Below are 21,684 nucleotides of genomic sequence, written 5' to 3'. Positions count from 1 at the left end.
TTCCATGAGCATCGATTTCAAGGACAAGGTAGCAATCGTCACCGGCGCTGGCGGCGGTCTGGGCCGTGAATACGCGCTGGAGCTCGCGCGGCGCGGCGCGAAGGTCGTCGTAAACGATCTGGGTGGTTCGCGCGACGGTACCGGCCATTCGGATATGGCCCTGCAGGTAGTCGAGGAAATCGAAAAGGCCGGCGGCGAAGCGGTTTCGAACGGCGGTTCGGTCACCGAATTCGACCAGATGGAAAAGATGGTCGCCGACGCGAAGCAGAAGTGGGGCGGCGTGCATGTCGTCATCAACAACGCCGGCGTTCTGCGCGACAAAACCTTCGCCAAAATGACGATGGATGATTTCGAATTCGTCGTTGACGTTCACCTCAACGGTTCGGCCAATGTCGCCAAGGCAGCTTGGGAAACCATGCGCGAGCAGGCCTATGGCCGTATCCTTATGACAGCGTCCTCGACCGGTCTGTTCGGCAATTTCGGCCAGGCAAACTATGGTGCGGCCAAGCTGGGTCTGGCTGGCCTGACCAAAACGCTGCAGCTCGAAGGTGCGAAATACAACATCAAGGTCAACACGATCTCGCCTGTGGCAGGAACGCGCATGACCGAAGATCTCTTCCCCGAAGAAGCTTTCAAGCTGTTCGATCCAGTCAATGTGGTTCCGGCCGCGCTTTTCCTCGTTAGTGAAGATGCGCCGACCAATGCCATCGTCGGCGCCGGCGCTGGTGGTTTCCATTCCGCCTGGACGGTTATGAACGACGCAGTCTGGCTGAAGGACGAAGATCGCACGGTGGAAGGTTTCGCTGCCAACTGGGACAAGATCAGCGAATTTTCGAACCTCAAGGCCCCGCAGTCCGGTAGCGAACAGTCGGGCGCTATCCTGACCGCAATGCAGAAAGTAACCGGTACGGGGCCAAGCAGCGCTCGTAGCTGATACTGACCGACAGCTTACAAAGGGGCTCGCATCAAATGCGGGCCCTTTTTTATGTCCTAATCGTCTATCGCTTTCAGCAAGCGACGTTCGACAGGGGCAATGACGCCGGGCAATTCGTGCCCGCGCTTCAATATCTGGCCGTGCTCACCGAAGAGTGTCCACATGCCCTGCTTATTGCGCAATGCCGGCCGTTTCTCGATCCGCGCCTGCGGTCTTTCCGCTGCACGTCGAAAAGCTGCGAAAACGGCTACGTCGCGCGTGAAGTCCATGGCATAATCACGCCACTCCCCAGCAGCGACCATGCGTCCGTAAAGATCGAGTATTCGCGTCAGTTCATCGCGACCGAAGCCCACTTGCTGCGGTTTACGCCCGGGGAAAGCGACCACCGTGTCGCCGAGATAGCTCATCAATCTTCGGTCCCGCTACGTCGGACCGGTTCCCGTTCGGCACGCAGGGCAGCGACTTCCGCCCGCAGCTGCTTAAGCTCGTTCTCGAGCTTTTCGATGCAATCGCGGCCGAGCTCACGCGTGCTTTCGCACGGATCATCGCATGGAGTGCCATAGGGAATGAATTCCTTCACCCACTCCTCAGCCGGGACCAGTGTGCTGCGGGCCTTCAGACCAATCATGGTCGCACCCTCCGGCACTTCATCCGTGACGACCGCATTGGCACCGATACGCGCGCGCCGACCCACAGTAATCGGGCCGATCACCTGCGCCCCCGAACCGATGATGACATCATCCGAAATGGTCGGGTGACGTTTGCCGCCCTTTCCATTCGTCGGGTTCGTCCCGCCCAATGTGACGCACTGATAGATGGTCACATTGTCGCCAATCTCGGCGGTTTCTCCGATCACCGAAAAACCGTGATCGATGAAGAAGTTCTTTCCGATCTTCGCACCGGGATGAATGTCGATCGCCGTGAACATACGGCTCCAGTGATTCACCAATCGGGCGAGAAAAAACAGCTCCGCCTCGAACAGCCAATGCGCGATGCGGTGATACCCGACGGCCCAGACACCAGGATATGTCAGCACTTCCCAGCGGCTGCGGGGGGCCGGATCGCGTGCCTTCACGCTGTCGAGATAGGCGACAAGCCGTTCCAACATTGGCACTATTCTCCCACTCGCGGGCAGTTAAATCAAGCGGCCCTGTTCGGGGCCCTGCACCGCTTCCAGCGCGTCTCGCCATACAGATAGGGTTGCCGGAACCTGCCGTTCAAGGCTCAGCCGGTCGATTTCCGACACGATTTTCTCAATTGCCGCATAGCTGCGCTCCATACGCGGGATGAGATAGGCAGGTGCCCCCTCTCCCAGGACGAGGCCGCGCTGCAACGCGTGGTTGAGCATGAGTTCGGCGGCCATATCGTCGTCCGGGGCACCGATCTCGAGTTGCAGGGCAGCCCCCATACGGCTGCGCAAGTCGGGAAGAGTTATCGTCCAGTTTTCGCCATCAACCACAATCAGCAACGGGAAACCGTCTTCCTGGGCCCTGTTCCAGCTATGGAAGACCTCGGTTTCATCAAGCGCCTCCACGCCATCGATCACCCCTCCCGCATGCCGGTTGGCAAACCAGCGCGCCAGAAGCGATTTGCCAGAGCGCGGTGGGCCGTGGAGAATGGCGGTACGAAACGGCCAGTTTTCAGGTGCGGCAAGCGCTTCTGCAACCGCACGGTTGCCGGATCCTATGGCGATGGATGCCGGATCTCTCGCACCTGCCGGAATCAGCGGGAGCGCAATCTGCGACGTCATCGCCTGCGTCTCAGCGACTGATGGCGAGCGCGTTGCTGCCCTGGCTGACGGTAAAGCCCCGTGCGCGTAGGGCATCCGCCAGTTGCGCAATCGTGCCGGAATAGCTGACCGTCATCACCGACGTCCCACCGATAGCGGTGCTACGGATACCCGTATTGCGGACACCGGGCGTGCCCCGCACCGAACTGACGGCTGTATCGAAAGCAGATGCATCGGGGGTCGCGACCTGCACAGTATACAGCGCGACGGAACCTTCGGGCGGAGGCGTGCGGATCGGCGCAGCCGTGATTGCATCGCCGCTCTCGGTCGTCGGCTCTGCAGTTGCCGCGGCCTGATCCTGCGCACGGACCGATCGCCCGAGTTCGAGCAGCCGCTGCAGCGCCGGGCTGAGTTCCGGAGTACCGATGTTGAGCGTCGGATCGGGTTTGAGCGTGCCATTGGCCAGCGCGGTTTCGAACAGGCGATTGAAGCGGACAACGGCCCTATCCAGCATGGCCGGCAGTTCGGCGGGCGACGCTGCCGTCATTTCGAAGCTACCCAGGAAATCGTCGTCCGGACCGAACCTTGCGGTGAACGTACCTTCGACGGGACCGCCCGGATAGGTATACCGCAGATTGGCGATGGGCACGAGCACATCGGCGGCGCCGAACTGGTCAAGTGCATTGCGCCACCACGTGCGGCTGCGCCGGCCAGTCTGTCCATAGGTCAGCAAAAGCGAATCGCCGCCGGCGCCTGCGGGCCTCACGTAATCGATCCGGCTTTGGCCCGCCTGGTATTCAGCCCAGGCCCGTTGCCATGGATTGCGCTGCTCGTAGATCATCTGCGTGCCTGCCGAAACGGTTACCGGCAGGAGCAGCATGGGTGCGGAACGGGTCGCCTCGCCTTGCGCCCCAAGATAGCGGGATGCCCGTTGACGATCGAAAACCACCCCGAGCGTGGCGATATACCGCTTTGGCCCCAGTCGCTCACGTTCGATGACGATGGCTGACACGAGCCCTTCGATCTGCGAATCGCTCAATTCGGGTCCGTCGAGACGCTCCCAAGCCTTACGCTGCGCTTCAACCCAGGCTTTCTCGCGGGCTTCGGTACCGGTGTCGGCATGTACATCCACTTCGACACCCGAAACCTGGATATCGCTGGTCGACGCGACCGGAGCGATACCACGTTCACCCCCGACTTGCGCCCATACGGCCACGCCCAGCGCGCAGAAAGCGGCCAGCATGATCGCCAATATGGCGGGACGGCGAAGGGCGTGCTGAAGGGAGATAGCTTGGCTCATGGGGAAAACAGGGCGCCTTTTGCCCAAAGGCAACTGGAAATCCAAGCGCGAATGCGTAAGGCGGGTGTCATGAGTGACGAACCGCGCCAGAACACCCCGTCTTACACCTACGAACAGGCAGGTGTTTCAATCGAGGCGGGCAACGCTCTCGTCAAGGCCATCGGGCCTCTGGTGAAGGCCACCATGCGCCCGGGTGCCGATGGCGAAATCGGCGGGTTCGGGGGCTTTTTCGATCCAAAGGCTGCGGGCTACAAGGATCCGCTGCTGGTGGCAGGCAACGATGGCGTCGGCACCAAGCTGAAGCTCGCCATCGATAGCGGCAAACATGACACGGTCGGAATCGATCTCGTTGCCATGTGCGTCAACGATCTGATCGTTCAGGGGGCCGAACCGCTTTTCTTCCTGGACTATTTCGCCACGGGCAAGCTCGAGAATGGCGTGGCCGAGCGGGTGATTGCCGGCATTGCCGAAGGCTGCAAGCAGGCAGGGTGCGCGCTGATCGGTGGTGAAACGGCGGAAATGCCGGGCATGTATGCCGCTGGCGATTACGACCTTGCCGGTTTCTGCGTCGGCGCAGTCGAGCGCGGGGAGCAGTTGACGGGCGAGCGTGTCGCGCCGGGACATATCCTTCTCGGTCTCGCGAGTTCGGGAGTGCATTCCAACGGCTATTCGCTGGTTCGCAGGCTCGCAGAAGACAAGCTGTGGAATCTCCACCGTCCTGCCGTATTCGATCGGGACCGACTGCTGATCGACACGCTTATCGAGCCGACGCGGATCTATGTGAAGACGCTGCTGCCCTTGGTGCGCGACGGGCTGATCGATGCGATGGCGCATATTACCGGTGGCGGCCTGCTCGAGAACATTCCCCGCGTGCTCCCTGCTGGCGCGCATGCGGAAGTCGATGCGGATGGATGGGAGCAGCCGGGACTCATGGCTTTCCTTCAGGCCCAGGGGAATATCGAGCCGGCCGAGATGGCGCGCACGTTCAACTGCGGCGTCGGCATGGTGCTGGCCGTCGAACCTGCCAATGTCGAAATAGTACGAGACCGCCTTGAAAAAGCAGGAGAAACCGTCCTAGCCGTGGGCCGCATCGCCGAAGGTGACAAAGGCTGCACGGTGAAAGGTTCGGCCGGTACCTGGTCCGCGCGCGATAGCTGGTCGGCGACGCATAATGCCTGACAAGGTGCGGGTCGCGGTCTTCGTTTCCGGACGGGGGACGAATATGGCGGCGCTGCTTTATGCGAGCCGGTTGCCGGGGTGTCCTTACGAGATCGGCCTGGTGGCATCGAACGATCCGAAGGCCGAGGCGCTGACACTGGCTGAGGCCGAAGGCGTTGCGACTTTCGCGCTGTCCCACAAGGGGATGAAGCGCGCCGAGCATGATGCGGCGATGGAACAGGCGGCGTTGGATGCCGGGGCGCAATATATTGTTCTTGCTGGATATATGCGCATCCTGACCCCCGAGTTCGTGAGACGCTGGGAAGGCCGGATGCTCAATATCCACCCGTCCCTGCTACCCAAATATCCGGGTCTCGACACGCATGCGCGGGCCATTGCGGCAGGCGATTCGCATGGCGGAGCGAGCGTGCATCTGGTCACCGAAGAGCTCGATGCGGGCGAGGTACTGGGCCAGATCAAAGTGAAGATACATGTCAATCATACGTATGATTCGCTTGCCGAACACGTCCGACACGCCGAACACCAGCTCTATCCCCGGGTCCTGGCCGATTACGTTTCCCGAGGGAGCGACCCGGAGTGGCTGCTGGGCCGCGTCCGCGAACTGGCGCTGGCCCTGCCCGAAACGCACGAACGCGAAAGCCACGGTTCGCCCGGCTTCCGGGTGGGCACGGAAAAGTCGGGCAAGTTCTTCGCCTATTTTTCCGACCAGCATCACGGCACACCGCATATTTCGCTGCTGGTGAAATGTTCGAGCATGGACGAACTTGAAGGCCTCGTCGAAGCGCAGCCGCAAGCTTACTACAAACCAGCCTATTACGGGGCGGCAGGATGGATCGGCGTGATCCTGAACCGGCCCGGCGTCGACTGGGAGAGTGTCGCGGACTGGCTTCAGCGAAGCTGGCGTGCCGTCGCGCCCAAGAGCGTGACCCGCCTGCTCGACGTAGCGGACGAATTCTGACCGCATGGCCAGCCCGCCCCGCCCCCACCCGCTCGCCCGCGCAAGGCCTGCCATATGGGCCGACCGGGCGGTCCAGGCGCTGTGGGATGGCGGTGTCACGGCGAAACCCCCGCTCGAGCCGGAGTTCCTGTGGTCGGTTGGCAGCCGGGGCTTCGACAGCGAAGACGAGCATGCGGGCCGCAGCGAAGCCGAGGTCGAGGATTTCCGCACCCGGCTGGATCGGCTTTGCACAAGCCTGAGAGGTGAGGCGAAGCTGAGCGCGCTGGGTCATACCATGGCATATGGGCAACTGACGTCCGCCATCCGCAAACGCCATGCACTGGGCCGCATCTGGCGCGAGAGCCCCGAACTTGCCACGACGGAGATTGCCCCGCCGATCCTTATCGTGGGGCAGATGCGAACGGGCACGACCCGCATTCACCGGCTGATCGCCGCCGATCCGCGCCATACCGGCACCCGGTTCTGCAACAGCCATTATCCCGTGCCGGCCAAGCCCGACCTGCGCCCACTGAAGGCGGGTGCCGCACTGGCCATTGCGCGGCGCATCAATCCCTGGCTGGACACGCTGCATCCGTTCGGCGCCACGCGCATCGACGAGGAAATCGGCTGGCTTGCCGCCGCCCTGTCACCCGCCACGTTCGAAGCGCAGTGGCACATTCCCGAGTTCGTCCGCTGGAGCGAGGCGCGCGACCCCGGACCGGTCTATGCGGAGTTTGCGCGCATCCTGCGTACCGATGCCGCCACCATGGGCGACGAGGCCCTGCCCCGCGCGATCAAGTGCCCGCAGTTTTCGGAAGACCTGCCTGCCCTGCTGGCGCAGTTTCCCGAGGCACGCGTGGTCGTGACGCATCGCGACAGTCAAGCGGTGCTGGACAGTTCCGTATCGCTGATCGCCAGCCAGATGGCATTCCAGAGCGGTCAGGCCGACCTTGCCACGATACAGGCCGAATGGGGGCGAAAGCTGGCCCTGCGAGAAAAGCGGATCGAGCAGGCGCTGAGCGAGTTCGAGGGGCACGTTGCCCGCGTCGAATTCGATGCGCTGGGCGCAGACTGGCGCCGGGAAATCATCCGCATCTATGGCGCGCTGGAGATCGAACAGCTCCCCGCCGCACTGGCCGAGATCGAGCGCGAATACGAACGGTCGAACACCGGGGCGCATCGCGAGCATCGATCGCAGATCGCCCGCTTCGCCGAAGCCTAGATACGACAAGGCCCCGCCGCATCGCTGCGACGAGGCCTGTCATCGTCCTGCGGAAAAATCAGCCGACGATTTCGTCTTCGTTGAAGAAGAATTCGATTTCGATCTTGGCGTTTTCATCGCTGTCCGAACCGTGGACCGAGTTTGCTTCGATCGATTCGGCGAAGGCCTTGCGAATGGTGCCTTCGTCGGCATCGGCCGGATTGGTGGCGCCCATCACGTCGCGGTTGCGCTTTACAGCGTCTTCACCTTCGAGAACCTGCACGACGACCGGACCCGAGATCATGAAGTCGACCAGTTCACCGAAGAAGGGGCGTTCCTTGTGGACCGCGTAGAAGCCTTCGGCCTGTTCGCGGGTCATCTGGATGCGCTTCGAAGCGACGACGCGCAGGCCGGCTTCTTCCAGCATCTTGGTGACGGCGCCGGTCAGATTACGACGGGTGGCGTCGGGCTTGATGATCGAAAAGGTGCGGGTAACCGCCATGGGACTGTTCCTTGCGTAGGGGTTTTATGGGGAGAGAGTTCTCGCGCGCGCCCCTAGCGCCGCGCGCGCGACCCGGCAAGATTCATTCGAGGCCGCGCCCGATGGACAGTTGCGCCCTGGTGGTATCCCGATCCCGCGTAGCGGTGAGCGAGAAGCTGGTGCCATCCCCGTTTTCGCCGCCGATCATCGTCATCGGTCCGGACTGCAACGAGGTCGCGACGTCGATCCCGGCAGCATCGGCTTCGTTGCGGTAGTAGCCCACCAGCTCGTCGAGCGGGGCGTCCGTTTCCAGATTGATGAGGACGAGAAGGCCATCCGCCTGTTCCACGCGGGTGTTGTTGGTGATCGTCGCGTCCGGATAGACGGTGAAGCCGGAAGGCAGGCGAACGGGGACCTTTTCCCCGGAACGCATGGTCGTGGTGGTGCCATCGTTGTCGGTGAAACGCGCCCGCGTTTCACCGGTTTCGCGGTCGATGTCGTAGGAGCCGCGCGGCTGGACGGCCTGAGCGGCCTCGCCGGTGCCTGACGCGCCATCATCGCCCTTCTCGCTGCTGCAGGCGCCCAGCGCCAAGACTGCGAGGATTGTGGCGGCGACGTTCGGGGCATGCGGGAATCGGTTCATCATCAACCGATGCACGACTGGCCGAAGAGTTCCGTCAGCGCCTTTCGCGCCAGGCGCCGTTTTCGTCCTGCTTGTTGATCCGGTTGTCGATCGCATCGTCTTTCGCGAAGCGCCGCCACAGATCCGCCGCCGCATCGCGCTGCGCGGCATCGAACATCAGGAGCACGCGATCGAAGGCCAGCGCTTCGTCACGCCAGCGCCCGTCGACGATCATCGCCATGCGCGCTTCATTGGGGGCATCGCAGTTTGCCGAGAGCAGGATCGGCTGGCGTGCCGCATGCGGACTGTCGGCCATGCCGTTGGCGAGAAAGGCCGCGCCCCCCTGCTCCCACAGGACCTTGGACAAGCGGGTGCGCTGGTCTTCGTCTTCACTGACGACGACCAGCCGTTCGCCCGCCTGCAGCACCTTGCGCGCAAGCTTCGCCACGGTCACGTCCACCGGATCGCGGCTGAGCTGGTAGAAATCGACGCGGGTCTGGCTCATCGGGGTCCTGTCGGTTCGATCGGCGGGCACAGCGTGCAGCCGCCGATCGAGGATTGGGCTGTCCTATTTCTCCAGCGTGTCGCGCACGAAGCGGTCGACGAGACGCACACCATAGCCGGTCGCGCCCTTGTTCCAGGTCCGGCCCGGCTTGTCGGACCACACCATGCCCGCAACATCGACATGCGCCCAAGGCGTATCGTCGGAGATGAAGCGCTGGAGGAACTGCGCCGCCGTGATCGATCCGGCCGCGCGGCCACCGATGTTCTTCATGTCGGCAATCGGGGAATTGATCAGCTTGTCGTAAGCGCGGTCGATCGGCATGCGCCAGTTGCGATCGCCGGTGATTTCGCCGGCATCGTGCAGGTCTTTCGCCAGCTTGTCGTCATTCGAGAACACACCGGCAAATTCATTGCCCAGCGCGATGATCATGGCGCCGGTCAGGGTGGCGAAATCGATGATGCGTGCAGGCTGGAATTCTTCCTGCGTCCAGTGCAGCGCATCTGCGAGCACCAGACGGCCTTCGGCATCGGTATTGAGGACTTCGATGGTCTGGCCGCTCATCGAGGTGACGACGTCACCGGGGCGCTGAGCCTTGCCGTCGGGCATATTCTCGACGAGGCCGACGACGCCCACGACATTGGCCTTGGCCTTGCGACCGACGAGAGCGAGCATCGCCCCGGCGACCGCACCGGCCCCGCCCATGTCCCATTTCATGTCTTCCATACCCGGACCGGGCTTGATCGAGATGCCGCCCGAATCGAAGGTGACGCCCTTGCCAACGAGCGCGGTGGGGGCTTCATCGCCTGCGCCGCCATTCCAGCGAATGGCAAGAATGCGCGATTCCCGATCCGAACCGAGACCGACGCCGAGCAGGGAGCCCATGCCGAGCTTTTCCATCTGCGCTTCGTCGAGAACGATCAGTTCCGCGCCGGTGCCCTCGAAGCGCTGCTGGCAGCGTTCGACGAAGGTTTCCGGATAGAGGATGTTGGCCGGTTCGGTGATGAGTTCGCGCGTGAATTCAACGCCGGTAGCGACATGAGCCATGTCTTCCCACGCGGCTTGCGTCCCCTCGGGCGCGCCGACCACGGTGACCTTGGCCAGCGTAACCTTTTGGTCGTCCTTCATCTTGGTGCGGTAGATATCGTAGCGCCAGTTGCGCAGGCGCAGGCCGAACAGGACGCTGGCGGCTTCTTCGCCGGAAAGATTGCTGTCCGACAGGTCGAGCACGAGTTCATCGTTGCCGATCGACTGGTATTTGGCTGTCAGCGCGGCGCCGGCCTTTTCGAGATTGGCAAGCCGCGCATCGTCCTTGGCGTCGCCCGCACCGGCGATCGCCAGGCGGAAAACCTGACCGTCGCGTTCGACGAACCCGTCAAAGACCTGCCCGGTATTGCCCTTGAACCGCGCAGCTTCCATGCCTTCGGTCATCGCCTTGTCGAGACCGACAGGAACCTTGCCCTTGTCGGTGACTTGGGCAACAAGGCGCGCGCTCTGCGGACGGGACTGGGTGAACTGAATTTCCATGGGATCTCCCAAAACAATTTCTGGTGGGGCTGGCGCAATTGGCAGCCGGCCTGCAAGGATGGCGATTGCGATTAGGCGTGGGCGGTGCGATAGGCAAGTGATGCTCCCGCCTGCCGAGTCAGCCAAACGAGCCAGCCGGGTGGCCATTCGTCCAGTGACACTGGCGGCGACAGCGCTGATCCTGTGCGCAACGGCACCGCTTGCAGCCCAGGCCGCGGCGGACGATGTCGGCACGGTCGAAGACCCGCAGGGCGAGCCGGGCAGCGAGCAGCCCACTGTCGATACAGCGGAAAATGTCGACGAGCTGCTGACGATACCCGAACCCAATGCCGGCCTCGACACACCCCCGCCCCCCACCGGCGCGGATGGCATCAATGCCGCCGGCGAACGCGAGATCGGGTTCGAGGCGGACATTCTCGAATACAGTTCGGAAAGCGACGTCGTTACGGCCAGTGGCAATGTCGTGCTGCGCAGCGGCGACCGTTCGCTGCGCGCCGATTCGGTCACCTGGAACGAGGATACGGGCGAGATCGTCGCCAATGGACGCGTCCGCTTCGTGGACGAGAACGGCAATCAGCTGTTTTCCGAACGCGTCGAGCTGACCGACGAGTTCGAAGCCGGGGCGATGGACAATCTGCTGCTGGCGCTGCGCCAGGGCGGAAGGCTGGCCGCCAATCGCGGCGTGCGCGAAAACGACGGCACTGTCGCGCTGGAAGATGCCGCCTACAGCGGGTGCGACGTGGTAACGCCCAAGGGTTGCCCCAAGGAACCGAGCTGGCGGATCACCGCAGAACGGGTGGTCTACAACCCCGACGAACAGCGTATCCGTTTCACAGGCGCCTATCTGGAACTGTTCGGGGCGCGCATCCTGCCTTTGCCCGGCCTGGCGCTGCGGACCGATGGCGGGCCGGTTTCCGGCTTCCTCGTGCCCGATCTGCGCGTGTCGCAGAGCAATGGCGTGGAAGTATCGGGCAGCTATTATATCCGGTTCGCGGAGAATCGCGACCTGACGCTGACCACCCATCTCTATACCCAGGCCGCGCCGATGCTGGCCGGGCAATGGCGGCACCTGACCGAACGGGGCGCCTATCAGGTCACCGGTTATGCCACGCATAGCCAGCGCATATCGACGCGCACCGGCGACCTGGTCGGGGAAGAGGAATTCCGCGGCTATCTCTTCGCCAACGGCAAGTTCCAGCTGAGCCCGAACTGGAGCCTGACCGGATCGATCCGCCGCGCGACCGACCGCACCTTCCTGCGCCGGTACGACATCAGCCGCGACGACCGGCTGCGGTCGATGGTCGAACTGGAGCGGATCGGGAAACACAGCTACATCTCGCTCGCCGGCTGGGCCACGCAGACGCTGCGCCTGGATCAGCCGCAAGGCGAAGTTCCCATCGCGCTGCCGGTGTTCGACGCCCGCTGGCGGCCCGAAACCCCGATCATGGGCGGGCAGCTCGAGCTGCAGGCCAACACGCTCGCCATCACGCGCGACATCGGCCAGGACACGCAGCGCGCCTTCGCCCGCGCGCAATGGGACCTTCGCCGCGTGACCGGCATGGGCCAGGTCGTGACGCTGACCGGCATGGTGCGCGGCGACGTCTATCATTCGGACGAGAACTTCCTCACCCAGACGCCGAGCTATCGCGGTAACCCCGGCTGGGAATATCGCGGTGTGGCGCTGGGCGCGGTGGATGTGCAGTGGCCCTTCGTGGGCGAAGCGTTCGGCGGAACGCAGGTCTTCACCCCGCGGGTCCAGTTCGTGGCGACGCCGCCGATCAGGAACCTCGCGATCCCCAACGAAGATGCGCGGGCGATCGATCTGGAAGATTCCAACCTGTTCGCGCTCAACCGCTTCCCGGGATACGACCGGGTGGAGGACGGGGCGCGTGTGACATACGGCGTCGACTGGTCGCTGCGGGTGCCCGACTGGGAAGTGAAGAGCACGATCGGCCAGTCCTACCGGCTCGACAACGATAGGGAGATATTCCCCGACGGTACGGGCCTGTCGGAAAAATTCTCCGATTTCGTCGGCCGGACGGAAGTGCGGTACCAGAATTTCGTCAAGTTTACGCACCGTTTCCGGCTGGACAAGGACAGCTTCGCCATCCGCCGCAACGAAATCGACGCGGCGGTCGGGTCGAGCAAGACCTATGCGGAACTGGGCTATGTCCGCCTCAATCGCGACATCACGCAGGTCGAGGATCTTCAGGATCGCGAGGAATTGCGCGGCGCGGTGCGCGTGGCCTTCGCCAATTACTGGTCGATCTTCGGATCGGGCGTGTTCAATCTGACCGACCGCGAGGAGGACCCGACCTTCGATTCCGACGGGTTCGATCCGATCCGCACCCGGCTCGGCGTCGCCTATCAGGACGACTGCCTCGAAATCGGGGTGACGTGGCGCCGCGACTATATCAGTTCGGGCGATGCGGAACGCGGCGATACCTTCCAGTTCTATTTCAGTCTGAGAAATCTGGGCTTCCGCTAGGCGGCGCTTGTTGGCACCTTGCGCCAAACACGCTATCCGGCGAGCGATTATCAGCTTCCGTTAAGCCGCATCCCTTCATGGCGACCGGCATATTGGCATCCAGACGTTGCCGTTAGATAGGTTCGACACGTGACTGCAAACATAATTTCCCGACTGCTTTCCGCTGCCGCTGCTGCCGGGCTGGCTACCGCGCCGATCGCGGGGCAGGCCCAGGACGCGATGGCGCAAGGCGACCTTCTCGGTCTGCCGAGCGACCTGAGCATGCTCACGAACAGCGACCCGAACAAGCGCGTCGCGACGGCAGTGGTGAACGGTTTCGTGATCACCCAGACCGACATCGACCAGCGCGTCGCGCTGCTCCTCGCCGCGAACGAACGCCCGGTGAGCGAACAGGAAATGATCCGCGTGCGCATGCAGGTGCTGCGCAATCTGATCGACGAAACGCTGCAGATCCAGGCAGCCCTATCGCAGGAAATCGAAGTCTCGCAGGCAGAAGTCGACCAGACCTATGCCCGCGTTGCCGCCCAGAACTTCGGCCAGGAGCCGGGGAAGATGGACGATTATCTCACATCGATCGGCTCTTCGCCCGCAGCGCTGAAGCGCCAGATCACGGGCGAGCTGGCGTGGAACAATCTGCTGCGTCGCAACGTGGCCCCGTTCGTCAACATTTCGACCGACGAAGTGAACGAGATGATCGAACGCATGGAAGCCTCGCGCGGGACGGAAGAATACCGTCTTGGCGAAATCTACCTGTCGGCGACGCCTGAAACGTCATCCGCGGTTGAGGACAATGCCCGCAAGATCGTGGAACAGCTGCGCCAGGGTGGCAGCTTCGTCGCCTATGCCCGCCAGTTCTCCGAAGCATCGACCGCAGCGGTCGGCGGCGACCTCGGCTGGATCCAGCTGCCTCAGCTGAAGAACGAGCAGCTCGAACAGGTAGCCAGCGAAATGACCCCCGGTCAGCTCGTCGGGCCGATCGCCATTCCGGGCGGCTATTCGATCCTTTACCTGATCGACCGGCGCCAGGTGCTGATGGCCGATCCGCGCGATGCCGTTCTCAGCCTCAAGCAGATCCAAATCGGCTTCGATCCGGGTACGACCGAGGCCGCGGCCCAGCAGCGCGTCGCCCGCTTCACCGAAGGCGTGCAGAAAATCCGTGGCTGCGGTGACGCGGAAAACGTCGCCGCCGAACTCGGCGCGAATGTCGTGACCAATGATCAGATTCGCGTCCGCGCCCTGCCGGAGCAGCTGCAGAACATCATCCTGCAACTGCAGGTCGGCCAGTCCACCCCGCCCTTCGGCTCGTTCGAAGAAGGCGTCCGGGTGCTCATGCTGTGCGGCCGCGACGATCCGAAGTCGGCTGCCGGACCGGACTTCAACCAGATCATGGGCCAGCTCGAAGAAGATCGCATCGAAAAGCGTGCCCAGCGTTATCTGCGCGACCTGCGCAACGACGCCTACATCGAGTATAACTGACACCGATCATGGCTCCCCTCGCCGTTTCCCTTGGCGATCCGGCGGGGATCGGGCCTGAGATCATAGCGGAAAGCTGGGCGCGGCGTCAGGAATCTGGCATCGCGCCCTTTTTCGTGGTCGGGGGTGCAAGCGTACTGGCCGAGGCAGCCCGAAGGCGTGGCCTCGCTGTCGAAACCGAAGTCATTTCGGATCCTGCGAAGACGGCCCTTGTTTTCGACCGGGCGATACCCGTTCTTGGTACCGAAGATGTGGCTGCTACACCGGGAAAACCCGACGAGCCGGGCGCAGCGCTGGCGCTGCATTCACTCGCCGAAGCGACGCGATACTGCCTGCTGGGTGCGTCCGCCGGTCTGGTGACAGCCCCCATCGGCAAGGCGCAACTGGCCATGGTCGGTTTCGAATATCCCGGCCAGACCGAATTTCTGGCAGAAGTCTGCGGACTGGCTCCGGACGACGCCGTGATGATGCTGGCCGGTCCGAGCCTTCGCGCAGTTCCGCTGACCGTTCATTGCGCGCTGGCGGATGTGCCCGGACGGCTGTCGCAGGAACTCATCACGCGCCGCGCCCGGATCGTGGCTGCGGCGCTTACCCGTGATTTCGGGATTGCAGACCCTCGGATCGCCGTGTGCGGCCTCAATCCCCATGCGGGCGAAAACGGCCGCTTCGGGGATGAAGAAGCACGCATAATCGCGCCGGCCATCGAAACGCTGGTGGCAGAAGGTATTGCCGTCACCGGGCCTCATCCGGCGGATGCGTCGTTCACGCCCCGTGCGCGCCAGACGTATGACGCGGCGCTGGCAATGTACCACGATCAGGCCCTGGTGCCGCTGAAGGCGCTGGATTTCGACGAGGGGGTCAATGTCACGCTCGGCCTGCCGATCGTGCGCACCAGCCCCGATCATGGCACCGCTTTCGATATTGCCGGTCGCAGCCTCGCCGAGCCGGGCGCGATGATCGCGGCCTTGAAGATGGCCGGTGAAATCGCCGCCCGCAGAAAGCACGCGCACGCAGGCTGAGCTTGTCGAAGGCGGCGGGATGGGGCAAGCGTCGCGACTATGCTTCCACGAGCTCAGCAGAGCGGATTTAGCGCATGACCGCTCTTCCCCCCCTTCGCGAGGTGATCGCCCGCCACGGCCTTTCTGCGTCCAAGGCCTTGGGACAGAACTTCCTCTTCGACGAGCATCTTCTCGACCGGATCGCAGCCGTTCCCGGCGACCTTTCAGGCAAGCAGGTGCTGGAAGTCGGGCCGGGCCCCGGAGGTCTGACCCGCGCCTTGCTGCGTGCCGGCGCCCGCGTCACGGCGATCGAGATGGATCGTCGTTGCCTGCCCGCACTTGCCGAACTGGGCGAGGCGTTTCTGGGACAACTGCGCGTGATCGAAGGCGATGCGCTGAAGCTGGATCATGCAGAATTGATGGGAGGCGAGCCTTTCGCCGTCCTGTCGAACCTGCCTTACAATGTGGGCACCGCGCTGTTCGTTCGCTGGCTGGGCGGGGAACATTGGCCGCCCCTGTGGACCAGCCTCACACTGATGTTCCAGCAGGAGGTCGCCCAGCGGATTGCGGCCCAACCAGGCGGTTCTGCCTACGGCCGGCTTGCCGTGCTGGCCCAGTGGCGCAGCACGGCAAAGCTGGCGATGAAGGTTCATCGCAGCGCCTTTACCCCGCCGCCTAAGGTGATGAGCGCGATCGTGCATGTCGAACCCACCGCCATGCCCGAAGGGGTGAGCGCGCGCATGCTCGAACGCCTGACCGAAGCCGCGTTCGGCCAGCGCCGCAAAATGTTGCGTCAGAGTTTGAAAGGCGTACCGGGCGCGGTCGAGGCGCTGGAAAAACTGGGCATCGATCCGCAGCGCAGAGCAGAGACGGTAACGGTCGCGGAATTCGTGGAACTCGCCCGGTCGCTGGGGCGCTGAGAGACCTGCAACCTAGGCGATAGCGCGCGACTTGCGCAGCAGTTGGTACGCTTCCACTACGCGGCCAAGCCGGCTTTCGTATTGCCGATCCCCGCCATTGCGGTCCGGGTGATAGCGGCGCACCAGTTCTGAATACCGACGGCGCAGACGACGCCGATCCGTGTTCAGGCCCAGACCCATCGTTTCCAGCGCTTCTGCCTCTTCGCGACTGAAGCGGCCGTCCATCGCCATTTCTGCCTCACGCCGGGCACGGCTCTTGATGCCAGCAGCACGCGCGGAGATGGCTTCCAGAGGATCGTCGAAATCGGACCAGCGCGGCATCCCATCGACGCCCGCGGTTGGACGAAAACTGGGACTTTCGGTCCGCCAGCCCGCCCCCGGGGCCTGTGCGTTATAGATTTCCTCGGCGCTCATCCCTTCGAACCAATCATAGCCCGCATTGAACTCGCGCACATGCTCAAGACACAGCCAGCGCCATTCACCCGGTCCGTCGAAACCATGCCCTCCGCCGCCCGGAGCGCGGAATTCGCCCGGTTCTTCGCAGGATGGATGGGCGCATACCCGCCCGGTGTCTTCGTATCGTCCGTGAAACTTTGTCTGGCGCATTCGTTCTAGGATGGGGAGCGAAGTGCGCTAAGGAAACCCCCGAAAAGGAGATTCGAACCCGTGGCAGGATCAGTCCAGCAGGAAATGGAAGACCTTCTGAAAGAAGCCTTCAGCCCCACGCGGCTTGAGGTAATCAACGACAGTGCAAAGCACTCCGGCCATGCCGGAGACGATGGTAGCGGTGAATCGCATTTTACCGTGGTCATCGAAGCACCCGCCTTTGCCGACAAGTCCCGCCTCGAACGCCAGCGCATGGTCAACCGCGCGCTGGGCGACATTCCCGGTGAACGTGTCCATGCCCTCGCCATTCAGGCGTCGGCCCCGGTAACGTGAGCGGGCCCGAATACGATTTGTGGTACTGGCCCTCTATCCAGGGCCGCGGAGAATTCGTTCGCCTGTTGATGGAAGGGGCGGGGATTACCTATCGCGACCGCGCACGAGACGATGGCGTCGAAGCTCTGGTCGACGATATGGAACGACGCAGCAAGTCAGATGAATTTGCACCTTTTGCGCCGCCCTATCTGGTCGAACGGGAGAGCGGGTTTTCGATCGCGCAGGCCGCCCATATCGTCACATGGCTGACCGATCGCCACGATCTGGGCACTGGCGACGGGGCTAAGGACCTTCATCTGATCCAGTTGCAGCTAACCATTTCCGACATGGTGGCCGAGGTGCACAACGTGCACCATCCGATAGCAGGCGGCCTGTATTTCGACGATCAGAAGGATGCGGCGATCAGGGCTGCCCAGGCATTTCGTGACGAGCGCATTCCCAAATTCTTCGATCATTTCGAGACCGCCCTCGGCATTTGCGACGGTCCGTTCGTTGCCGGCACGAAGTGGTCGCATGTCGACACATCGTTATTTCAGCTGGTCGCAGGGCTGCGTTATGCGTTCCCCAATCGGATGGCTGCGGTGGAGAGCGACTACCCCTGTCTGATAGGCTGCAGCAATGCAGTCTCGACTATCGAAGGGATTGCAGCTTATCTGGCAAGCGATCGACGTATCGCTTTCAACGAAGACGGTATCTTCCGTCATTACGAGGACCTCGACCCGGCATGAGCAATTTCGAGCAGACCCTAACCCCGACCACTCACGATCTGGGCCAGTTCGAAGTTCGACGGGTCTTGCCGGCCAAATCCCGCAGCATGGTGGGTCCGTTCATCTTCGTCGACCAGTTCGGCCCGGCGCAGCTCGATCTGGGTTCGGGAATGGATGTCCGGCCCCACCCGCATATCAATCTCGCCACGGTCACCTGGCTGTTCGAAGGCGCCATCGACCATCGTGACAGCATCGGCAGCTTTGCCACGATCCGCCCGGGTCAGGTCAATCTGATGACGGCCGGCAAAGGCATCGTTCATTCCGAACGCTCCCCCGAAGCGGAGCGCAAGGCCGGCCCCAGGCTTTATGGCATGCAGACATGGCTCGCCCTGCCGGACGGGCGCGAGGAAATCGATCCGGCTTTCGAGGCGGTGACCGATCTGCCGGTCATCGAGGACGGACATGCCAAGGCCATCGTTATCATGGGAGAATTGTGGGGCGAACGTGCGCCGACCACGACGCATGCCGACACGATCTATGCAGAAATCATGCTGGAGCCAGGCGGCATGATCCCACTGGAGGAAGATGCCGACGAACGCGCGGTGATGCTGGTCGGCGGCGAGGCGTCGGTCGATGGGCACGCGCTGACGTTATACCAGCTTGCCGTGTTGCAGCCGGGCCGCGAAATGACTCTGGAGAGCAGGAGCGGCGCGCGCGTCATGCTGATGGGCGGCGAGGCGTTCACCACCAAGCGCCACGCCTGGTGGAACTTCGTCAGTTCAAGCCGCGAACGCATCAACCAGGCCAAGGACGACTGGCGCGAAGGGCGTTTCGGCACGGTGCCGGGCGAAGACGGGGAATTCATCCCCTTGCCTGACGGCGCGCCCAAGACAGTGACCTATCCATAAGGGGGATATGATGAGCTTCGAAGGCAAGACCGCCTGGATCACGGGCGCCAGCAGCGGCATCGGTGCAGCGCTGGCACGTGAATGGGCAAGCCGGGGCGCCAATATCATCCTGTCGGGCCGGGACGAAGCGAGACTGGCCGATGTCGCAGACACACTGCAGCACGAATCTCTGGTACTGCCTTTCGACGTGCGCGACGATATGGCGATGCAGGCCGCGACCGAGCAGGCAATCGCCTGGAAGGGCGTGGACATTTTCGTGGCCAATGCTGGCGTGTCGCAGCGCAGTGCAGCCGTCGACACGGACATGAGCGTCTATCGCGAGATCATCGATATCGACCTGACCGCGCAGATCGCGGCGACGCAGGCGCTGCTACCGCATGTAACCGCGCGTGGCAGCGGGCACCTACTGTTCATCAGTTCCATTGCGGGCAAGGTCGGCGTGCCCATGCGTACCGCCTATTGTGCGGCAAAGTTCGGGCTGGTCGGCTATGCCGATGCGCTGCGCGCCGAACTGTCGCAATCGGGCATCTCGGTCCACGTGGTCTGCCCGGGTTCCGTCGCCACCGACGTGAGCCGCAATGCGCTGACCGCGGATGGCAGCAAACGCGGGCGTAGCGACAAGGTGATCGATAACGGCATCGATCCGGCCGAAGCGGCCAGTCGCATCGTCAGCGCAGTCGAGGCGAACCAGCGCGAAATCATCGTGGCGGAAGGCATGGAAGAGGCGATGGGCGAATTGCGCCGCACGCCCGACCAGTTGCTCGATCAGGTCGCGGGCATGGTTGCCGCCGGTTACATGGAGAAGATGAAAGCGGAGGAGTGACCATGGGGCTGGAACAGAAGCGGATTGCGCTGGGCAATGGAATCGAACTCGATGTGGTCGATGAAGGGCCTCGCGACGCGCCGGTCCTGATCTTCCTTCACGGCTTTCCCGAGAGCCATCGCACCTGGCGCCATCAGATTGCGCATTTCTCCGACCGCTTCCGCTGCATCGCGCCCGATCAGCGTGGCTATCGCGGATCGTCAAAGCCGCAGGCGGTTGCCGACTATTCGCCCGACAAGCTGGTGGGCGACATCTTCCTTATGGCCGCGGCGCTCGACGTGAGGGACTTCACCATCGTCGGGCATGACTGGGGCGGCGCGATTGCATGGGGCGTAGCGCTGGCCGGCCAGGATACGGGCCGCGTGACCCGCGCGGTAATCGCCAATGCACCGCATCCGCAGGTCTTCCAGAAGCTGCTCTACACCAGCAAGGTTCAGCGCGAAGCCAGCCAGTACATGCGTGGTTTTCGCGATCCGGCGAACGACGCGCTGGTGCGCGAACACGGGCTTGGCGGGATCCTGATGCAGGAGATCAAATGGGATGCGCCCGACCGGATGGAGCCGGAAGAACGTGCCATGCTGCTGGAAGACTGGCAGGACCGTGATGCCGCCTTCGCCATGCTCAACTGGTATCGCGCCAGCCCGATCGACGTTCCCCCGATGGATGCGCCGTTCGGATTGCCAGAAGGCTGGACCGCCCCCGCCCTGCCCAAGTTGCGCCTGCCGACCCTGGTTATCTGGGCGCAGGACGATCTGGCCCTGCCGCCCGAAAATACCGCAGGGATGCGCGAGTGCATTGAAGATTTCACGCTGGTCGAGGTGCCCAACTGCGGCCACTTCGTACCTTGGGAAGCGCCGCTCGCCGTCAACGAGGCGATGGAGACGTTTCTCGAGCGTACGGCTTAATAGTCAGCCCTCCCACTGAATCCACGCTCCATGGGGGTGGGCCGTGGCGAGCTTCTGCCACGCCTGCCCGCCGGGCCAATATCGCACGGTCAGTTCATGGCGGTGCGTATCGCGATTGGCTTCCAGGCTGATCCAGGCAAGTGGCTTGTCCTTACTCGCCTCTTGGCCGGCCTGTTCCATCATCTCCACGATCCCCTCCCGCTCTTCTTGCGGGATATACTGCCAGACCACCGAATGGATCAGGACGCGGGTCGTACCCTCCTGCTGGGGCTGGGCAAGGCGATCGCGCAGGAAGTCCGCTGCGCGCATTCGAGCCACCTCGGGCGGGAAGGTATTAGCCGCCGCGATTGCAGCGTCCATCCGGGCAAACCGTTCGGTGAATTCGGGCCAGATGTACGCCTTGAGGCGTAGCGCCTGCCTATCATCGGTCAGATCGACCGGTGCAACATCGCAACCTTCGGCGGCGATGATATCGAAATCCCGATCCGGCGGAGGTTCGCCGCGCCACTCCGGCGTCAGGTGAATACGCGAAGACTTCGGTCCTACAGCCACTCCGCCCAGATCGTAGCGATAACGGCGCATCATCAGATTTATTCCCGCGCTCGAACCAATTTCAAGTAGGTCGAACTCGCCGGGAAGCCCGTGATCGACCAACCACAGAAATGCCGCCGCATATCCGGCAGACCGGCCCGCCTCATTGGTCTGCGGTGGCCCATCGAGCCACGGCATCAAATATGGTTCGTGCCGCTCTATGGCATCGGCGATCAATTCTGCCGCATTGTTCGGCCCCAGCCCTTCGTATATTGGCGCAAGACGCGGTTCCTCGCCGCTCAGATGAAGCGCGTGCAACCCGCCAGCCAATCTCAGTGGCAGGGCATCGGCCAGCGCCGGCCCTGCCCATCGCCGCACTCTGCGCATTACCGCACCGCCGCGTTCGGTGTCTATCAAGTCACGCAAGGCCTGACATACCGTAGCCGTGATGGCAGCGTTGCTGGACCGGCAATAGGCAACTTGGTTTTCGAAAGCCCGCGCAACCGCTTCCGGGCCCGTAGCTTCGGGATCGCTCGCGACATATTCCGCTTTGTCGATCGTCATTGCCCTTTGGCCTCCT

23 protein-coding genes are annotated in these 21,684 nt (G+C 63.0%); 13 read left to right on the top strand and 10 right to left on the bottom strand.

Annotation, left to right across the window (positions count from 1 at the left end; genetic code table 11):
- The first annotated feature begins 4 nt into the window (after nucleotides 1–4).
- A complete protein-coding gene (locus tag AC13F2_RS13295) occupies nucleotides 5–934 on the top strand; it encodes an SDR family NAD(P)-dependent oxidoreductase (protein ID WP_375246535.1) in 930 nt (309 codons plus the stop codon).
- Nucleotides 935–990: 56 nt separating this feature from the next.
- On the opposite strand, the gene AC13F2_RS13290 is transcribed toward AC13F2_RS13295, so the two are convergent.
- The 4 genes from AC13F2_RS13290 to AC13F2_RS13275 are packed head-to-tail and all read right to left on the bottom strand — an operon-like array spanning nucleotide 991 to nucleotide 3,963.
- Entirely contained in the window at nucleotides 991–1,341 is a 351-nt protein-coding gene (locus AC13F2_RS13290) for a DUF2794 domain-containing protein (protein ID WP_196846529.1), read from the bottom strand.
- Nucleotides 1,341–2,042 carry a serine O-acetyltransferase EpsC gene (gene epsC, locus AC13F2_RS13285; protein ID WP_103024843.1) on the bottom strand — a complete coding sequence of 234 codons (702 nt, stop codon included), beginning with the start codon at nucleotides 2,040–2,042 and terminating at the stop codon, nucleotides 1,341–1,343. The genes AC13F2_RS13290 and epsC overlap by 1 nt, the downstream gene beginning before the upstream one ends.
- Before the next feature lie 27 nt (nucleotides 2,043–2,069).
- Complete coding sequence (locus AC13F2_RS13280; RefSeq protein ID WP_196846530.1) at nucleotides 2,070–2,684, bottom strand: P-loop NTPase family protein; 615 nt, start codon at nucleotides 2,682–2,684, stop codon at nucleotides 2,070–2,072.
- 10 nt (nucleotides 2,685–2,694) lie between these two features.
- The gene (locus AC13F2_RS13275) at nucleotides 2,695–3,963 is read right to left on the bottom strand and encodes a heavy-metal-associated domain-containing protein (RefSeq protein WP_482965469.1); all 1,269 of its coding nucleotides are present in this window, start codon (nucleotides 3,961–3,963) and stop codon (nucleotides 2,695–2,697) included.
- Between the two features lie 69 nt (nucleotides 3,964–4,032).
- Here AC13F2_RS13275 and purM point away from each other — a divergent pair, with 69 nt between their 5' ends.
- From purM to AC13F2_RS13260, 3 genes are read left to right on the top strand one after another with little or no spacing between them, the layout of a single operon-like run.
- Nucleotides 4,033–5,142 (top strand): phosphoribosylformylglycinamidine cyclo-ligase, encoded by a 1,110-nt coding sequence (purM, locus tag AC13F2_RS13270; protein WP_103024846.1) that lies wholly within the window; start codon nucleotides 4,033–4,035, stop codon nucleotides 5,140–5,142.
- A complete protein-coding gene (gene purN, locus AC13F2_RS13265) occupies nucleotides 5,135–6,100 on the top strand; it encodes a phosphoribosylglycinamide formyltransferase (RefSeq protein ID WP_482965468.1) in 966 nt (321 codons plus the stop codon). The genes purM and purN overlap by 8 nt, the downstream gene beginning before the upstream one ends.
- 4 nt (nucleotides 6,101–6,104) lie before the next feature.
- The gene (locus tag AC13F2_RS13260; RefSeq protein ID WP_482965467.1) at nucleotides 6,105–7,301 is read left to right on the top strand and encodes a sulfotransferase; all 1,197 of its coding nucleotides are present in this window, start codon (nucleotides 6,105–6,107) and stop codon (nucleotides 7,299–7,301) included.
- A gap of 58 nt (nucleotides 7,302–7,359) precedes the next feature.
- On the opposite strand, the gene ndk is transcribed toward AC13F2_RS13260, so the two are convergent.
- The 4 genes from ndk to AC13F2_RS13240 form a co-directional block, all read right to left on the bottom strand.
- Entirely contained in the window at nucleotides 7,360–7,782 is a 423-nt protein-coding gene (gene ndk, locus AC13F2_RS13255; protein ID WP_103024849.1) for a nucleoside-diphosphate kinase, read from the bottom strand.
- 82 nt (nucleotides 7,783–7,864) lie between these two features.
- Complete coding sequence (locus AC13F2_RS13250; RefSeq protein ID WP_482965466.1) at nucleotides 7,865–8,404, bottom strand: hypothetical protein; 540 nt, start codon at nucleotides 8,402–8,404, stop codon at nucleotides 7,865–7,867.
- Between the two features lie 34 nt (nucleotides 8,405–8,438).
- Entirely contained in the window at nucleotides 8,439–8,888 is a 450-nt protein-coding gene (locus tag AC13F2_RS13245; protein ID WP_482965465.1) for a DNA polymerase III subunit chi, read from the bottom strand.
- A 63-nt stretch (nucleotides 8,889–8,951) separates the two neighbouring features.
- Entirely contained in the window at nucleotides 8,952–10,412 is a 1,461-nt protein-coding gene (locus tag AC13F2_RS13240; protein ID WP_482965464.1) for a leucyl aminopeptidase, read from the bottom strand.
- Between the two features lie 100 nt (nucleotides 10,413–10,512).
- Here AC13F2_RS13240 and AC13F2_RS13235 point away from each other — a divergent pair, with 100 nt between their 5' ends.
- The 4 genes from AC13F2_RS13235 to rsmA all read left to right on the top strand — a co-directional run bounded on the left by AC13F2_RS13235 (nucleotide 10,513) and on the right by rsmA (nucleotide 16,291).
- On the top strand, nucleotides 10,513–12,900 hold the full coding sequence (locus AC13F2_RS13235) for an LPS-assembly protein LptD (protein WP_482965463.1): 2,388 nt from the start codon (nucleotides 10,513–10,515) through the stop codon (nucleotides 12,898–12,900).
- A gap of 129 nt (nucleotides 12,901–13,029) precedes the next feature.
- A complete protein-coding gene (locus AC13F2_RS13230; protein WP_234003259.1) occupies nucleotides 13,030–14,376 on the top strand; it encodes a peptidylprolyl isomerase in 1,347 nt (448 codons plus the stop codon).
- 8 nt (nucleotides 14,377–14,384) lie between these two features.
- On the top strand, nucleotides 14,385–15,392 hold the full coding sequence (pdxA, locus tag AC13F2_RS13225) for a 4-hydroxythreonine-4-phosphate dehydrogenase PdxA (protein WP_482965462.1): 1,008 nt from the start codon (nucleotides 14,385–14,387) through the stop codon (nucleotides 15,390–15,392).
- Nucleotides 15,393–15,466: 74 nt separating this feature from the next.
- A complete protein-coding gene (gene rsmA, locus AC13F2_RS13220; RefSeq protein ID WP_482965461.1) occupies nucleotides 15,467–16,291 on the top strand; it encodes a 16S rRNA (adenine(1518)-N(6)/adenine(1519)-N(6))-dimethyltransferase RsmA in 825 nt (274 codons plus the stop codon).
- A gap of 12 nt (nucleotides 16,292–16,303) precedes the next feature.
- On the opposite strand, the gene AC13F2_RS13215 is transcribed toward rsmA, so the two are convergent.
- On the bottom strand, nucleotides 16,304–16,897 hold the full coding sequence (locus AC13F2_RS13215; RefSeq protein WP_196846541.1) for a DnaJ domain-containing protein: 594 nt from the start codon (nucleotides 16,895–16,897) through the stop codon (nucleotides 16,304–16,306).
- A gap of 84 nt (nucleotides 16,898–16,981) precedes the next feature.
- Between AC13F2_RS13215 and AC13F2_RS13210 the strand changes: the two genes are divergently transcribed.
- The 5 genes from AC13F2_RS13210 to AC13F2_RS13190 are packed head-to-tail and all read left to right on the top strand — an operon-like array spanning nucleotide 16,982 to nucleotide 20,573.
- Nucleotides 16,982–17,230, top strand: coding sequence for a BolA family protein (locus AC13F2_RS13210; protein ID WP_196848132.1), 249 nt, complete (start codon nucleotides 16,982–16,984; stop codon nucleotides 17,228–17,230).
- The gene (locus AC13F2_RS13205; RefSeq protein WP_482965460.1) at nucleotides 17,227–17,958 is read left to right on the top strand and encodes a glutathione S-transferase; all 732 of its coding nucleotides are present in this window, start codon (nucleotides 17,227–17,229) and stop codon (nucleotides 17,956–17,958) included. Before AC13F2_RS13210 ends, AC13F2_RS13205 begins: the two co-directional genes overlap by 4 nt.
- Entirely contained in the window at nucleotides 17,955–18,845 is an 891-nt protein-coding gene (locus AC13F2_RS13200; protein WP_222827677.1) for a pirin family protein, read from the top strand. The genes AC13F2_RS13205 and AC13F2_RS13200 overlap by 4 nt, the downstream gene beginning before the upstream one ends.
- A 10-nt stretch (nucleotides 18,846–18,855) precedes the next feature.
- The gene (locus AC13F2_RS13195; RefSeq protein WP_482965459.1) at nucleotides 18,856–19,668 is read left to right on the top strand and encodes an SDR family NAD(P)-dependent oxidoreductase; all 813 of its coding nucleotides are present in this window, start codon (nucleotides 18,856–18,858) and stop codon (nucleotides 19,666–19,668) included.
- Between the two features lie 2 nt (nucleotides 19,669–19,670).
- Nucleotides 19,671–20,573 (top strand): alpha/beta fold hydrolase, encoded by a 903-nt coding sequence (locus AC13F2_RS13190; RefSeq protein ID WP_482965458.1) that lies wholly within the window; start codon nucleotides 19,671–19,673, stop codon nucleotides 20,571–20,573.
- Between the two features lie 3 nt (nucleotides 20,574–20,576).
- Here the strand turns inward: AC13F2_RS13190 and AC13F2_RS13185 are convergent, their stop codons facing one another.
- Nucleotides 20,577–21,668: a DUF2332 domain-containing protein gene (locus AC13F2_RS13185; protein ID WP_482965457.1), complete on the bottom strand. Its 1,092-nt coding sequence runs from the start codon at nucleotides 21,666–21,668 to the stop codon at nucleotides 20,577–20,579.
- Nucleotides 21,669–21,684: the final 16 nt, after the last annotated feature.

It is taken from the genome of Qipengyuania sp. L-5Y (assembly GCF_056859455.1).
This window is presented reverse-complemented; position numbering and strand designations above follow the sequence as displayed.